At 74.3% G+C, this 14,527-nt stretch carries 14 protein-coding genes; 7 read left to right on the top strand and 7 right to left on the bottom strand.

Annotated features, from left to right (window positions below):
* Positions 1-75 precede the first annotated feature (75 nt).
* From ACIBEJ_RS14805 to ACIBEJ_RS14790, 4 genes are all read left to right on the top strand, one after another.
* Positions 76-2,808 carry a hypothetical protein gene (locus tag ACIBEJ_RS14805; protein WP_397183215.1) on the top strand — a complete coding sequence of 911 codons (2,733 nt, stop codon included), beginning with the start codon at positions 76-78 and terminating at the stop codon, positions 2,806-2,808.
* 124 nt (positions 2,809-2,932) lie between these two features.
* Complete coding sequence (locus tag ACIBEJ_RS14800; protein ID WP_397183214.1) at positions 2,933-3,739, top strand: Cof-type HAD-IIB family hydrolase; 807 nt, start codon at positions 2,933-2,935, stop codon at positions 3,737-3,739.
* Between the two features lie 86 nt (positions 3,740-3,825).
* Positions 3,826-4,218 carry a hypothetical protein gene (locus ACIBEJ_RS14795; protein WP_397183213.1) on the top strand — a complete coding sequence of 131 codons (393 nt, stop codon included), beginning with the start codon at positions 3,826-3,828 and terminating at the stop codon, positions 4,216-4,218.
* Positions 4,219-4,236: 18 nt separating this feature from the next.
* Complete coding sequence (locus tag ACIBEJ_RS14790) at positions 4,237-5,328, top strand: alpha/beta hydrolase (protein ID WP_397183212.1); 1,092 nt, start codon at positions 4,237-4,239, stop codon at positions 5,326-5,328.
* A 222-nt stretch (positions 5,329-5,550) separates the two neighbouring features.
* Here ACIBEJ_RS14790 and ACIBEJ_RS14785 read toward each other — a convergent pair whose 3' ends face one another.
* Complete coding sequence (locus ACIBEJ_RS14785) at positions 5,551-6,360, bottom strand: hypothetical protein (RefSeq protein WP_397183211.1); 810 nt, start codon at positions 6,358-6,360, stop codon at positions 5,551-5,553.
* A gap of 146 nt (positions 6,361-6,506) precedes the next feature.
* Here ACIBEJ_RS14785 and ACIBEJ_RS14780 point away from each other — a divergent pair, with 146 nt between their 5' ends.
* A complete protein-coding gene (locus ACIBEJ_RS14780; RefSeq protein WP_397183210.1) occupies positions 6,507-7,184 on the top strand; it encodes a helix-turn-helix domain-containing protein in 678 nt (225 codons plus the stop codon).
* Positions 7,185-7,204: 20 nt separating this feature from the next.
* On the opposite strand, the gene ACIBEJ_RS14775 is transcribed toward ACIBEJ_RS14780, so the two are convergent.
* Positions 7,205-7,675, bottom strand: coding sequence for a DUF2283 domain-containing protein (locus ACIBEJ_RS14775; protein WP_397183209.1), 471 nt, complete (start codon positions 7,673-7,675; stop codon positions 7,205-7,207).
* 160 nt (positions 7,676-7,835) lie between these two features.
* Between ACIBEJ_RS14775 and pyrF the strand changes: the two genes are divergently transcribed.
* Positions 7,836-8,642: an orotidine-5'-phosphate decarboxylase gene (gene pyrF / locus ACIBEJ_RS14770; protein WP_397183208.1), complete on the top strand. Its 807-nt coding sequence runs from the start codon at positions 7,836-7,838 to the stop codon at positions 8,640-8,642.
* On the opposite strand, the gene ACIBEJ_RS14765 is transcribed toward pyrF, so the two are convergent.
* Complete coding sequence (locus ACIBEJ_RS14765; protein ID WP_397183207.1) at positions 8,639-9,169, bottom strand: helix-turn-helix domain-containing protein; 531 nt, start codon at positions 9,167-9,169, stop codon at positions 8,639-8,641. The two genes, pyrF and ACIBEJ_RS14765, sit on opposite strands and share 4 nt — an antisense overlap.
* Positions 9,170-9,269: 100 nt before the next feature.
* Here ACIBEJ_RS14765 and ACIBEJ_RS14760 point away from each other — a divergent pair, with 100 nt between their 5' ends.
* Entirely contained in the window at positions 9,270-10,193 is a 924-nt protein-coding gene (locus ACIBEJ_RS14760) for an alpha/beta hydrolase (protein ID WP_397183206.1), read from the top strand.
* A 5-nt stretch (positions 10,194-10,198) separates the two neighbouring features.
* Here ACIBEJ_RS14760 and rbsK read toward each other — a convergent pair whose 3' ends face one another.
* From rbsK to ACIBEJ_RS14740, 4 genes are read right to left on the bottom strand one after another with little or no spacing between them, the layout of a single operon-like run.
* Complete coding sequence (gene rbsK / locus ACIBEJ_RS14755; RefSeq protein ID WP_397183205.1) at positions 10,199-11,086, bottom strand: ribokinase; 888 nt, start codon at positions 11,084-11,086, stop codon at positions 10,199-10,201.
* Complete coding sequence (locus ACIBEJ_RS14750) at positions 11,083-12,426, bottom strand: ADP-ribosylglycohydrolase family protein (RefSeq protein WP_397183204.1); 1,344 nt, start codon at positions 12,424-12,426, stop codon at positions 11,083-11,085. Before ACIBEJ_RS14750 ends, rbsK begins: the two co-directional genes overlap by 4 nt.
* Entirely contained in the window at positions 12,423-13,562 is a 1,140-nt protein-coding gene (locus ACIBEJ_RS14745; RefSeq protein ID WP_397183203.1) for an ADP-ribosylglycohydrolase family protein, read from the bottom strand. Before ACIBEJ_RS14745 ends, ACIBEJ_RS14750 begins: the two co-directional genes overlap by 4 nt.
* Positions 13,559-14,527, bottom strand: coding sequence for an ADP-ribosylglycohydrolase family protein (locus ACIBEJ_RS14740; RefSeq protein WP_397183202.1), 969 nt, complete (start codon positions 14,525-14,527; stop codon positions 13,559-13,561). Before ACIBEJ_RS14740 ends, ACIBEJ_RS14745 begins: the two co-directional genes overlap by 4 nt.

The following is a 14,527-nucleotide window of genomic DNA, read 5'->3' as shown; positions in this document are numbered from 1 at the left end:
CGCCCGGAAAATCTTTTGGACTCAATGCCAATAAGGCATCGTGACAGCCGCCACATCGGATGCAACCCTCGAAGCATGGAGGAATTGATCACGGCGCTGACCGAGGGAAACAGCGGTCTCATCGCGGTCGTGCCGGAGATCGACGGCCTCGAGGGCGCCGGGGTCACCACCGCCGCCACGACGGCCTGCGCGGATCCCCGCGTGCGCGCCCGCTTCCCCAGCGGCATCGCCTGGCTGACCGTGGGCGCGGATCCGCGGCAGACGCTCGGCGACCAGTTGCTGGAGCGGGCGCTGGAGGTCAGCGGCGGCGCCGACCCCGCCGACTGGATCGAGGTGCTGCTGACCGCCGACGAGCTGACCGCCGCGCCGGGCGACGGGCTGGTCGTGCTGGACGGCGTGCGCGCGCCGCACGTGTCGATGCTCGCGATGATCGTCGCCCACCGCGCCAGCGTGCTCGTCACCGCGCGCACCGCCCGCGGCCTGCCCGCCGGCGCCACCGTGATCAGGCTCCCGGTACGGCGCTGGCCGCTCCTCGACCGGCTGGCCGCGGCGCTCAGGACCCGCCCTGCCCGCGACCCCGACCTGCGCGAGCCCGCCTCCCGCGAGAGCGCGGTCCACGAACTGCTCGACGCGGGACTGGTGCGGGCGGAGCTGCCCGACAGCGTCGCCCGCCTGCTGGAGCTGGGCGCCTTCGCCCCCGACCGCAACATCCCGACCGGCCTGGCCCGGCTGCTCTGGGCCCGCACCGCCGAGCTGACCCCGATCGAGTCCGACCTGACGCTGGCCGGGCTGAGCGCGCTCGGCCTGCTCGCCGAGGCCCCCGACCGCGAGGTGCTGCTCGTGCCCGACGTGGTGCGCGGCTACCTGCGCGCCGCGCTCGGCCCCGACGGGCTGCGTCGCGTCAACCGGGCCCTGGTCGAGGCCATCGACAGGGGGGCGGACGGCGAGGCCTCCCACGAGGACGTCGCCTACGTGCTGGCCCGGCTGCCCGGCCACCTCCAGCGGGCCGGCATGAACGTGGCGGAACTGGTCTGCGACGGCGGCTGGATCGCCACCAAGCTGCAGAGCTTCGGCGTGGCCGCCGTGGAGCAGGATCTGGAGCTGGCCGCGACACCGCTGGCCGGGCGGCTGCGCCGTACGCTGGCTCAGAGCGCGCTCGTGCTGGCCAGGAGCGAGCACACCGCGCCCGCCGCGCCCACGGCGGCGGCCTCCCTCGCCGGACGGCTGCACGCGGTGCCCGCGACCGCGCGGGAGATCGCCGCGCTGCTGGCGGAGTCGGGCTCGCCGTGGCTGGAGTGCCTGTGGGCCCCGCCGGACCTGCCGCCGCCCGCGCTGCTCCGGATCATGGGCGCGCGCGGCGAGGAGCGGTACGGCGTGGCCATCAGCCCCGCGGGCGACTGGCTGGTCACGGCCGACGAGATCTGCACCGCGACCCTGTGGAACCTGGACGGCACCGTCCGCACCGTGCTGACCGGCCACGAGGACGACGTCACCTGCGTGGCCGTCTCGCCCGACGGCGCGTGGCTGGCCACCGGCAGCGACGACGGCACCGTGCGGTTATGGGCGCCGGACGGCACCCAGCGGCACGTGCTCGAAGGCCACGCCGACCCGGTCCGGCACGTGGTGATCGCGCCGGACGGCTCCTGGCTGGTCTCGTGCGCGGACGACCTGGCCGCGTGGACGCCGGACGGCCGCCTGCTGTGGCGGGCGGCGGCCGGGGACGGGCCCGCGCCGGTGTTCGCCCCCGACGGCGGCACGCTGGCCTGCCGCGAGCGCGCCTGGACCCGCGACGGCCTGCCTGCGCCGCTCGTGCCATCCCCGAGCACCGATCCGCTGGCGGGCGTGCCCGTCGCCGAGCACTTCGACCGGCTGGGCGTCACCGGCGTCGCCTTCGCGCCGGACCGGAGCTGGCTGGCCAGCGTCAGCCTGGACGGCAGCATCCGGCTGTGGGACGCCGCCCCCGCCCTGCCCGCGCCCGACGAGCACCTGCGCCGCCGTCCGCTGCGCGCGATCGCCGCCGTCGCCGACGGCAGCGGCCTGGTCACGGCGGGCGGCGCGCCCGGCCTGACGCTCTGGGACGAGGAGGGCAGCGCGCGGCGCACGCTGCACGACCAGGTCATGTTCACCGCGGTGGGGAGCTCGGGCGACGGCGCCCTGCTCGCCGCGACCGACGACGAGGGCCTGCTGTGGCTGATGGACCGCCACGGCGAACCCCTCCATCAGGTACGGCTGCGCGGCCCGGCGAGCGCCGTTGCCCTGGCGCCCGACGGCTCGTGGGTGGCCACGGCCGCCGCGGGCGCGGTGCAGTTCTGGCACCCCGACGGACGGCTGAGCGCCGAGACGCCGATGAAGGAGCCCGGCCACCTGGCCATGTCCCCCGGCGGCGACTGGGTGGCGGCGGGCGGCGAGTCCGTGGTGCTGCTCGACCCGTCGGGCCGGCGGATCGCGCCCGCGCTGAACCCGGGCGCCCCGGTGACCGGCCTGGCCGTCGCGCCGGGCGGCGCCTGGGTGGCCGCCTCCGCCGCCGACGGCGTCATCCGGCGCTGGGACCGCGCCGGGCTTCTGCGGGCGGAGATGGAGGAGCCGGCCGCGGCGGTGGGGCTGGCGGCGGGGCCGTTCGGATCCTGGCTGGCCACGGCGGCCGAGGACGCGGCCGTGCGGGTGTGGGACGTGCGCGCCGGGCGGTGCGTGGCCGCCATCCACCTCGACGCGGAACTGGCCGGGTGCGCGTGGACGCCGGGCGGCACCCGCCTGTACGCGGTGGGCCCGGCCGGCCTGTACGGCTTCCGCCTCCACCTGCCCCGCTAGGAGAACCGCCTCCCGCCAGGAGTTGATGGCGTGCGCGCCGCCGGCGCTGTAGGGCTGGAAGGTGAGCGTGCCGTCCACCAGCGCGCCCGATGTCCAGAACCTGGCGTTTGGGATACTCGGGCAGGTGACTCCTCCCCGCATCGTGGCCACCGACCTTGACGGCACCCTCCTGGACTCCACCGGCTCCGTCTCCCCCCGCACCCGGGCGGCCCTGCGCCTGGCCGAGCGGGCCGGGGCCGAGATCGTGTTCGTGACCGCCAGGCCGCCGCGCAGCACCGAGTCGGTGGCCGCCCTCGCCGGGGTCACGGGCACGGCGGTCTGCAGCAACGGCGCGATCGTCTACGACCTGGCCGGCCGTACCATCACCGAGCGCACCGACCTGGACCTGGCCATCCTGCGCAAGATCATGGCGGCGCTGGTCGAGAGCGTGCCGGGCATCGTGTTCGCCGCCGAGACGGGCCACGGCGTGCTGTGCGAGCCCGGCTACTCCCGGCGCATCCCGGAGGACCTCGCCTTCTACCGCGACGTCGCCTCCCTCTGCGACGCGGGTGAACCCGTGGCCAAGCTCCTGGCCTGGGCCGACGGCCACGCGGTGGACGACCTGGCCGGCCTGGCGCTCGTGGCCCTACAGGACCAGGTCACGATCACCCACTCCGGCGGCCGGAGCCTGCTGGAGATCAGCGCCACCGGCGTCGACAAGGCGGCCACGCTGGCCCGCCTGTGCCAGGCGCGCGGCGTGGACCCCGCCGACGTGGTGGCCTTCGGCGACATGCCCAACGACCTGGCGGTCCTCGCCTACGCCGGCCACGGGTACGCGATGGGCAACGCCCACCCCCTGCTCCTGGAGACGATCGGGCGCCGCACCCTGTCCAACGACGAGGACGGCGTCGCAGCCGTGCTGGAGCGCCTGTACGGCGTACCCCAGCGGTAGTACGGCCGATCGCGACGCCGGGGGGATGCCCCGCGGCGCCCGGCCCGCCAGCCTGGTGGCCACAGCCGAGATCGAAGGAGAACTCCGTGGTCACCCAGCAGGTCGTCAAGGAGCGGGGCGGGCTCAGGATCGCCTTTCAGGCCGCCATCGTCCTCAACGCGCTCGCCGTCCTGGCCCAGGGGGTCACGGCCGGCCAGCTCCTCACCGGCGCGGGCAGCGCCGCGCACGGCATGGGCGCCGGGGCCGTCCACGTGGCGGGCGTGCTGGTCGCGGTCACCGGCGTGCTCGCGTGGCGGCCGGGCCGCGGCGCGGGCTGGCCGGCGCTGGTCGCGGTCGCGATCCTGCTGCTGGGGTTCGCGCAGTCGATGACCGGCGGGTCCGGCGCGACGGCCGTCCACGTGCCGCTGGCGCTGGCCATCTTCGGGCTCAGCGTGTGGCTGCTGGTGTGGGCCTTCGGCCCTCGCGTGTCCCGGAGGTGAACAAGTACTGTCGGACGCGTGAGTGACGTGCGCGTGGTCGTGGGGCCGGGGGTCGTCGCCGATCCGGCCCTTCTGTCGGAGGTCGCGGAACGCGAGTTCGCGGCGCTCGGCGTGAAGGGCAGCATCAGGTACGCGCGCACCGTCGGCGAGCTGCGCCCCGACGGCGGGCTCCCGGTGATACTCCCCGGGCCCGACCCGGCGGCGCGGGCGCTCATGAGCGAGCCGGTGGGGCCGGTCGTCTGGCTGGACCTCACCCGCGACGACCGGGTGCGGCCGGGTCCTGACGCCCTTCACGTACACGGGCGGGGGGTGGACGGGCTGGCGTGGGCGATCAGGCACGCCGTCCACCGCACCCGCCACCACGCCCGCCGGATCCGCTACGGCCCGCACCCCGACCAGTGGGCCGACCTCTACCTCCCCCCGGCCCCCTTACTCGGCGGCTCTGGTCCTTCGCCGTCCGACCCGGGGCTGCCGGTGGTCGTGCTGGTGCACGGGGGTTACTGGCGTTCGATCTGGGCCGCCGACCTGATGGAGCCGCTCGCCGCCGACCTGGTGGGCCGGGGGTTCGCGGTGTGGAACCTGGAGTACCGCCGCCCCGACCTCAACGGCTGGCAGGCCACCACCGAGGACGTGGCCGCGGGCATCGGCGCCCTGGCCGCCGCCGCCGAACCGGCCCTGGACCTCGACCGGGTCGCCGTGGCCGGTCACTCGGCCGGCGCCCAACTGGCCCTGCGCGCGGCGGCCGACGGGGCCCGGGTGGCGTTGGCGGTCTCGCTGGCAGGTGTCCTGGACGTGCGGGAGGCCGGGCGCCGCTGGCTCAGCTCGGGCGCGGTGCGGGCCGCGATGGGCGACGACACCCGCACCCACGCCGACGCCAGCCCCCTGGCCAGGCTGCCCCTGAAGGTACGCCAGTTGGTGGTCCAGGGCTCGGGCGACGACCTGGATCTGATCGACTTCAGCCGCCGCTATGCCAGGGCGGCCAAAGAGTCGGGCGACGACCTCACCTACCTCGAGATGTCCGGCGACCACTTCGCCGTCATCGACCCCACCACCCCCATCTGGCACACCACCGCCCTGGCCCTGACCAGCACCCTCGCCCGTCACCTTTGACGGTCACCTTTTACCGTCCCCGGTGAGCGTGCGGCGGAGCCGTACCCCGGCGAAGGCGAGCAGCCCGAGGGCGGCCAGCGCGAAGACCGCGTTGCCGGCGAGGTCCACGTCCGCGGGCGCCGGGAAGCTCGGCGGCTGGGGGAAGCCGTGCCAGGCGTAGGTGACGATCCCGGCGGCGCCCAGGGCGTACCTGTGCCAGGGGCCCCAGCCCCCGCGGCGGGACTAGCGCAGGACGAGCAGCGTCATCGCGGCGTAGAGCGTGAGGTAGAAGCCGACCGTGACCCACGCGGGGACCACGGATTCCAGCTTGGTCCCCACCAGCGTGAGCAACGTGGGGAGCCAGAACGCCAGCCCGGCCACGACGGTGATCGCGAAGACGGTCCACGGGCCGGGTGGCGTGGCCGGGAGGCGAGGGCGGCGGAACCTCACGGACAGGAACGCGGCGGCGATCAGGGCGACCGCCGTGACCAGCGTCCAGATGATCTGGGCGGGCGACAGCGGGTAGAGGTCCGGGCCGGCCAGGGCCATGGGCACCGCGCCGCCCATCAGGAACAGGGCGGCCGACGCGGTCAGGCCGACCTTGCCGAGCCAGGGCGTGTCCGGCCTGCGCGAGCCCGCCTCCACCATCGAGATGGGTACCGCGATGCTCCACACGCTGTGGATGGCCAGGACGAACACGGTCCAGAAGGCGCCGATGCCCAGAGCCGGGATGAACCCGTAGTCGAGCAGCCGTAACCCGACATAGTCGGGATCGAACAGTGACCGGGTGAGCAGGCCCTCCTCGATCACGCCGTAGGCGAGGCCGAGCAGGATGATCCCCGGCCACCCCAGCCGCCACCGGCGCGCGACCTCGCGGATCAGCAGCGCGCCGCCGCCGTAGAGCGGGATCAGCCCGATGATCATCGGCAGGGCGTTGATGGCGATGTTGCCCAGCAGGTACTCGCCGACCAGCGGCGCGAGAATCAGCAGGCTCAGCGCTGGGAGGACGCGCTTGTACACGACCGGCTCGTCGCGATAGTACGTGTTCAGCATGATTGAAAGCTACGTTGCCTTCAGAAAACGAGTCAATCAGTCGTCCCGCATAACAGCAGCTAGGAAAGGAGATATTGATGCGCTGACGATGAGGGTGAATGCAATGAACCGTTGCATTGCATGGCGCCGAACGCAATAGTGGTGCCATGCCAGAAGGAAGGCTGACCCTGCGGGAGCGCCAGCGCATCGCGACCGGCCTGGCCGACGGCCGCTCCTACGCCGAGATCGCCAGGCGGCTGGACCGGCCGACCTCGACGATCAGCCGCGAGATCGCCCGCAACGGCGGCCCCGCCGACTACCGGCCCGAACGGGCGCACCAGGCGGCGGCACGCCGGGCACGCCGCCTGCCCCGTTCCCCTTCGGCCGAACTCCAGGACCGCAAGGTCGTCGAGATGGAAGAGGGCGCGGTCGAACTGGCGGTCGGAATGGGCCTGCCGAAGATGGTCGCGCGCGTGCTCATCGGCCTGTGGCTGAGCGAGGACGGCAGGCTCACCGCGGCCGAACTGTCCCGCGGGCTGAACGTCAGTCCCGCCTCGATCTCCATGGCGGTGGGCTACCTGACCCGCCAGGGCCTGATCAGGCGCGAACGCGATCCGCGACGGCGGCGCGACATCTACGTGGTCGACGACGACGCCTGGTACCACTCCGCGGTGATCAGCTCCCGGCAGACGCTCGCGGCAGCGGAGATCACGAAGGCCGCCGGGCAGGCACTCGGTCTCGACACCCCCGTGGGCCGCCGCCTGGCCAGGGGCGGCGCCTTCCTGGAGCGCATCAGCCAGGACGCCCTGGCCTCGGCCGAACGCTGGCGCGACCTCTCCCCCTGATCACACCGCGGCCGGGGGTGTCAGGTGCGCATTTCGGTGGGGAGGGCGGTGTCGGCGTTCAGGAGTTCGACGCCCAGGAGTTCGCCTGACTGGCCGAAGTCCAGGACCACGTCGTCGGCCACCGTCTGGCGGACCGCCTCGCCTGGGGCTATCTCGCGCTTCATCGCGATGTAGGCCGCGTTGACCTCCTGGTCCAGGCGCAGGTAGACGGTTCGCGGGCCGGACGGCTCCTCGTCCCAGGACAGCAGGCCCTCGCGGCCCTCCGGTGAGTTGGCCACCGCGGTGCGCAGCATGCCCAGGACCATCTCCACGACTTCCACCGCGTCGGCGCCGGTGACCTTGCGCTCGTGCTCCCATCCGTCCAGCCCGTCGATCCGGTACGGGCACGACCACTCCCCCGTCGGCTCCTCGTACGGCAGGCCGATCGTGATCGTCACCTCCCCGGGCGGCATGGTGCGCAGGGTGAGTGTGCGGCTGGCGATCTCGTACATGCCTGCGACCTACCCACGACCGGCCCCGCACATCCGGCCCCGCACCCCCGCGCCCACGATCCGGACACAACACAGGTCTCATCCATACCGTGGTCGTCTAATCCCTACTCCCTGCCCCTGGAACCGGTTAGGCTGCGGCGCGTAAAGGGGGGTCACTGTGATGGAAGAGACGTTCGGGGCGCGCCTGCGCTCCAGACTGGACAAGTACGGACCTCTGTGCGTCGGCCTGGACCCGAGCCCCGCCCAGTTGCTCGCCTGGGGCCTGGACGACTCCCCCGCGGGCCTGGAGCGGTTCAGCCGCACGGTCGTGGAGGAGATCTCCGACGTGGCCGCCGTGGTCAAGCCGCAGTCTGCCTTCTACGAGCGCTGGGGCAGCCGCGGCCTGGCGGTGCTCGAGCGCACGGTCCGCGACCTGCGCGCCGCGGGCCCGCTGGTGATCCTGGACGCCAAGCGCGGCGACGTCGAGTCCACCATGATCGCCTACGCCGAGGCGTACCTGGACCCCGGCAGCCCGCTGGCCTCCGACGCGCTGACGGTCAGCCCGTACCTGGGCCTGGCCTCGCTGGCCCCCGCGATCCGCCAGGCGCACACCAACGACGCCGGGCTGTTCATCCTGGCCCGGACCTCCAACCCGCAGGCCGAGCAGTTGCAGTCACGGGTGGCCGACCAGGTGTTCGGCGCCGTGGCGAGCCTGAACCAGGGCGCCTCGCCGCTCGGTTCGATCGGCGTCGTGGTGGGCGCCACGGTCGCCGACCCGGCCTTCGACCTGTCCACGCTGAACGGCCCCATCCTCGCGCCCGGCCTGGGCGCCCAGGGCGCCTCTCCGTCCGATCTCGCGCGCCTGTTCGCCGACGTACGGCACGCCGTCATCCCCTCGGTCTCCCGCGCGGTGACGGAGAACCCGGCCAGGATCCGCGAGGTCACCCTGCGCTACCGCGACGACTGCGCCCACCACCTCACCGGCTAGGACTCCTCCATCGGGAACTGGATCGGGCTGATGAGGTAGCGCCGCCGTCCGGGCGCGGGCGCGTTCCCCAAGTGGGGGACGAGCGCCGCCCGCATCCCGGCGATCAGTTCCTGAAGCTCCTGCGGATCGAGCCAGACGGCGTGCTGCCGGTAGCCGACGGCGTCGGCGAGGGGGTCGGCGTTGTCCCGCTCCACGTAGGCCGCGAACTCCGCGAGCAGGGTGGCGACGGCGGCGGCGAAGACGCGGCGGTGTTCCTCGGGCGACAGCCGGCCCATGGCCTCGGGCTCGATGGCCGCGCGCTCGCCGCGCAGCCGGTAGCGGCGTTCGACCGCGCCCCGGACCCGCTCCTCGCCGTCGACCTCCAGGATCCCGGCTTCCGCCAGCATCCCGACGTGCCGGTACACGGTCGCCTTCGACACGTCCTGGATGACCTCGCAGAGCTGGGCGGTGGTCAGGGTCCGCTGCCCGGCCATGGCGTGCACGATGCGCAGCCGTACCGGATGGGCGAAGAGTTCCAAGGCGTCCACGGATCTATGGTTTCATGGCATGCGACCATTCTCAACTCTTGCGAACGTTCGCAGCGAGCGATAGCGTTGACGCGACATATCGTGAAGATTGGATGTCCCCATGGAACGAGACCTGAGCCTGACCGCCGCCGACGGGCTGCGCCTTTCCGGCACGCTGACCCTGCCGGACGGCGACGGCCCGCACCCCGCGGTGCTCCTGCTCATGCCCGGCCAGTACGACCGCGACGGCAACCTCGCCAAGGCCCCCACCCTCCTGGGCGCTCCGCTGGCCGCCGCGCTGGCCGCCAAGGGCGTGGCCACCTACCGCTACGACCGCCGCGGCGTCGGCGCCACCCCGGGCGACTGGCGTGCGACCGGCTTCTACCAGCACCGCGCCGACGCCGCCGCGGCCCTGCGCGAGCTCGCCGGGCTGCCGGAGATCGGCGCGGTCGGCGTCGCCGGCTACAGCGAGGGCTCGCTGCACGCCGCGGCGCTCGGGGCGCACGAGGGCGCCGCGGCCGTGGTGATGATCTCCGGCCACACCAAGACCGGCGAGGAGACGCTGCTGTGGTGGGCGGCGATGAAGGACGCCGAGGGCCTGTCGTGGCCGATGCGCCTGCTGGCGCGGCTGTTCGGGCGCGGCACGCTGCGCGGCCTGGCCGCCCGGCTGACGGCCCGGATCAAGGCGACGAAGGGCGACGTCGCGCGCCTGTACGGCTTCACGATCCCGGCGCGGTCGATGCGCGAGTTCCTCACCTACGACCCCAAGACGGACCTCGCCGAGGTCCGCGTGCCGCTGCTGGCCGTCACGGGCGCCAAGGACGTGCAGGTCGATCCCGCCGACCTCGACACCCTCGCCGCCGTGGTCCCCGGTCCCGCCGAGGTCCGCAGGGTGCCCGACCTCACGCACCTGCTGCGCCGCGACCCCGGCCCCGCCTCACAGCGCACGTACGGCAGGCAGTACGCCAAGCCCGTCGACCAGACCCTGATCGAGGAGGTGGCGGCCTGGATCGCCGCCCGCCTGGCAACCCGCTCGCCGCACTGACCCGATCAGCCGCTCAGGAACGCGTCGATCTCCGCGCGGCCGGGCATCGACGTGCTGGCCCCTTCCCGCTGCACCGACAGCGCCGCCGCCGCGGAGGCGAACCGCAGCGCCTCGGCGGGAGCCAGCCCCTCGCCACGCGCCACGGCCAGCGCCCCCACGAACGTGTCCCCCGCCGCCGTCGTGTCCACCGCCCGCACCGGCACGGCGGGCACCCGCAGCCGCTCACCGGCCCGCGAGCCGTAGAGCGCCCCCTCCGCCCCGAGCGTGATCACCGCTTCCGGCACCCGTCGCAGCAGCGCGTCGAGCGCCGCACCGGCCTCGGAGACGCCGGTGATGGCGGCGGCCTCGTGCTCGTTCGGGACGATCAGGGTGACGGCGTCCAGCAGTTCCTCCGGCAGCGGCCGCGCGGGCGCCGGGGTGAGGATGACCGGCGCGCCGGACACCTGAGCCGCCTGCGCGGCCCCGATCACCGCCTCCAGGGGCAGTTCGAGCTGCAGCAGCAGCGCCTCCGACCCGGCGATGGCCGCCAGGTCGTCGCCGGAGGGCCCGGTCACGGTGCCGTTGGCGCCGGGGACCACGATGATCGAGTTGCCGCCGTCGTCGTCGACCACGATGTGCGCGATCCCGCTGGAACCGGGCACCTGCCGCAGGCCCCTGACGTCCACCCCCGCCGCGGCGAGCGTGTCCCGCATCTCGGCGCCGAACGCGTCCTCGCCCACGGCCCCCAGGAACGCCACGCGCCCGCCCGCCCGCGCCGCGGCGATGGCCTGGTTGGCGCCCTTGCCGCCGGGAATCGTGCGGAAGGCGCGCCCGGTGACGGTCTCCCCCGTCCTGGGCGCCCGCGCGACGTAGGCGACCAGGTCCATGTTCGCGCTGCCGAAGACCGAGATCATGCCCTCATCATCTCCTGCGTACGGCGGGCCAGCTCCGCCAGCCCCACTCCATCGAAGCCCGTGAGGCTGCTGGACAGGCGGTCCCGCATGATCCACTGCTTGGGCACCCGCCCGGCCAGCGCGCCGGCGATCGAACCGGCGGTGGCGCCGGCCGAGTCGGTGTCCCAGCCGCCCGCGACGGCGCCGGCGATCGCTCTGGTGAAGTCGCCGCCGCTGTGGACCAGGGCGGCGGCGGTCAGGGCCGCGTTGTTGATCGTGTGCACCCAGTGCAGGCCGCCGTGGCGCTCGTACAGGCCGTCCACGACCTGCTCGAAGTCGTCGGCGGCGCGGGCCGACGCGACGGCCTGCCGTACCGCCTGGTGCAGGCGGGAGCGCTCGGGCACCACGGACAGGCCCGCCGCCACGACCTCCTCGGCGTCCGCGCCCACCAGGGCGCGGGCGCACATGGCGGCGACGAACATCGCCCCGTAGAGCCCGTTGGCGGTGTGGGTCAGCCGCGCGTCACGGTAGGCGTGCACGGCGGCGGCGGCCGGATCGCCCGGGTTGACCCAGCCGTAGACGTCGGCCCTGATGAAGGCGCCGATCCACTCGCGGAACGGGTTGCGGTAGGCGGCGGTCTGCGGTGGCTCCAGGCCGTCGAGCAGGTTGCGGTAGGCGACGCGCTCGGCGGTGAACGTACGGCCGGCCGGCAGCTCGTCCAGCCACAGCTTGGCCACGTCGTCGGTGGTGAACGCGTGGCCGTGCCGCTCCAGGACGGTCAGCGCGAGCAGCGGGTAGTTGAGGTCGTCGTCCTCGGGGATGCCGTCGATGTTCTCGGCCAGCGAGTTGACCGCGCTGCGCCGGTTCCACGGCCACCGCTCCGCCACCTCGGCGGGCAGGCCCTTCGCGGTGAACCAGGACGTGATCGGCCAGTTCCCGGTGGCCTCGGCGATCTGCCTGACGCCCGCGCGCGGGATCTTTTCCACCGGCTTGCCGAGCACACAGCCGGCCGCCCGTCCCTGCCAGGCGGCCAGCACCCGCGCCGGATCGGGCACAGCCGGCTCGGGGTCCGGCCACGCGGGACAGGCGGCGATGATCTCGCTCAGCTCGCCCGGCTCCTCCAGCGGGGAGCCGAGCTCGGCCAGCCGGTCCATGAGGTCGCCGGCCAGCCCGCGCAGCCGCGCCGCCCCAGGCTCCGAGGCGCCGGCGCGCGGCGGGGCGTCGTGGCCGCCCGCCGCGTGCCACTCCCCGGCGATCGCGGCGAAGCGCGCCGGATGGGCCGCGGCCCGCCCGTCCTCCTCGGCCTGCCGCAGCTCATGGCCGATCAGGTCCTCCGGCTGCACCCAGGTGAGGCGGATCATTCGCCCGCCAGCGCGGCGAAGGCGTCCTCGTGGGCACGTCTGCGGGCCAGGTCGGCGGTGTGGACGCGCCTGGCCACCCGGGCGATCGCCCGCCCCGGCGCCACGATGTCGGTACGGCTGGCCGTGCCAACCGCCTCGACCCACGCGGCGGGCACGCTGTCCAGCCCGCCGAGCGCGCCCGCGACAGCCCCGCCCATGGAGGCGATGGAGTCGGCGTCGCGGCCGTAGTTCACGCCGCCGAGCACCGTCTCCCTGAAATCGCCCTTGGCGATGACCAGGAACGCCAGCGCCAGCGGCAGCTCCTCGATGCTGTGCACCCGGCTCGGCCGGCGGGCGCCGAGACCCTGGTCGCGGTAGGTGTCGGCGACCGTGTCGAAGGGCCGCATGGCCGCGCGCAGCCGCTCGAACGAGCCGTCCCAGTGCCCGAGGTCCACCGCGGCGCCGCACACGGCCTCGATGGCGGCGCGGGTGCCGTCCTTGGCCAGGCGGAGCGAGGTGGCGATCACGCTGTCCACGGTGGCGCCCGGCCGCATGGCCTCGGCGACCGCGGCGGCCATGACGCCCGCCGCCTCGCGGCCGTAGCTGGACTGGTGGGCGCCGGTCAGGTCGATCGCCTCGGCGTAGGCGGCGTCGGGGTCGCCGGCGTTGACCACGCCGACCGGGGCCACGTACATGGCGGCGCCGCAGTTGACGATGTTGCCCACGCCGGCCTCGCGCGGGTCGGCGTGGCCGTAGTGCAGGCGGGCCACGATCCACTTCTCGGCCAGGAAGATCCGCTGCAGCGGCAGCGCCTCGGCCTCCAGTTCGGGGATCCACACCCGCTCGCCCATCAGCTCCGGCACGAAGTGCTCGGCCATGGAGTAGGCGTCCAGGTGACGCCCGGTCTTCTCGTACACGCGGATCAGCGCGTGCGTCATCAGGGTGTCGTCGGTGATGTGGCCGTCGCCCTTGTGGTACGGGGCGATCGGGCGGGCGTTGCGCCAGTCCTCGTTGTACGGGGGCACGATGCCCTCGACCGGCCCGCCGTACCGGGTGGTGATCTGCTCGGGAGTCCAGCCTTCCGTGGCACCGCCCAGAGCGTCCCCCACCGCGGCCCCCGCCACGCAGCCGGCGGCCTTGTCCTCAAGCGGCGTCATGTCAGTCCTTCCGTGAGTTCCAGGAGATCCCTGCCCGCCAGTTCCGGCAGGCAGCATCCGGCCAGCGTGCGAACCGGCGCGATCCACCCCTCCGGGATCGCGCCGTACCCCCCGCACGCTCCGGTGATCGCGCCCGCGAGCGCGGGCGCGGAGTCCGCCGTGGCGGCCAGGCAGGCCGCCGCGGAGACTGCCGGTCCGAGCGCGCCACCCGACGCCTCGGCCAGCGCGAGCGCGATCGGCACGGTCTGCGCCGCGCCCACCGCGTAGCTGTAGACGTGGTCGAGCAGCGCCGCGTCCAGCGCGGGCACCGCGCCGAACGCCTCGCCCGCCTTCCTGCCCGCCTGTACGGCCAGCCGCGCGTTGTGCCCGATCGCGGTGTCCTCCGGCAGGACGGCCAGCGCCGCCTCGACCGCCGCGGAGACCGGCGCCCCGCCGACGGCGGCGCCGATCGCCGCCGCGACCGCCCTGGCCCCGAGGACGCCGTCGCCCGAGTTGGTCACCCGGGCGTCCTCCTCGGGATCGAGCCCGGCGGCGCCGAAGGCCACCGCCCTGATCGCGGCGGCGTCGTCGAAGAAGTGCGGGTTGTCGTGGCCGCTGGCGGGCGGCTCCACGCCTCTGGCCAGGTTGTCCAGCGCGCTGGCCACGGAGATCCTGGCGCGTACGTCCTGCCTGCCGGCAAGCTCGCGAAACGCCTCGGCCCGCGGGCGGCGCAGCGTGAGAACGGTCCACGCCAGCCACTCGGCGTCGTCCGACGGGCCGAGCGCCAGCGGCGCGGTCGGCTGGTTCAGCGCGAACGGCACCGGCAGCGTCGTAACCCGGTGCTCCTCGGCGAAGAGGTCGAGCTCACGGTGCAGGCGCCGGCTCCACGGAGCGTGCAGCGCGGACCTGTGGCGCGCGGCGGGCCACCCGGCGGCGTCCCCTACGGCGAGCCCGGCGAAGGCTCCCCTGATCCTGTCCCCCGACAT

This window comes from Nonomuraea sp. NPDC050790 (assembly GCF_044456745.1).
Lineage (GTDB): Bacteria > Actinomycetota > Actinomycetes > Streptosporangiales > Streptosporangiaceae > Nonomuraea.
This window is presented reverse-complemented; position numbering and strand designations above follow the sequence as displayed.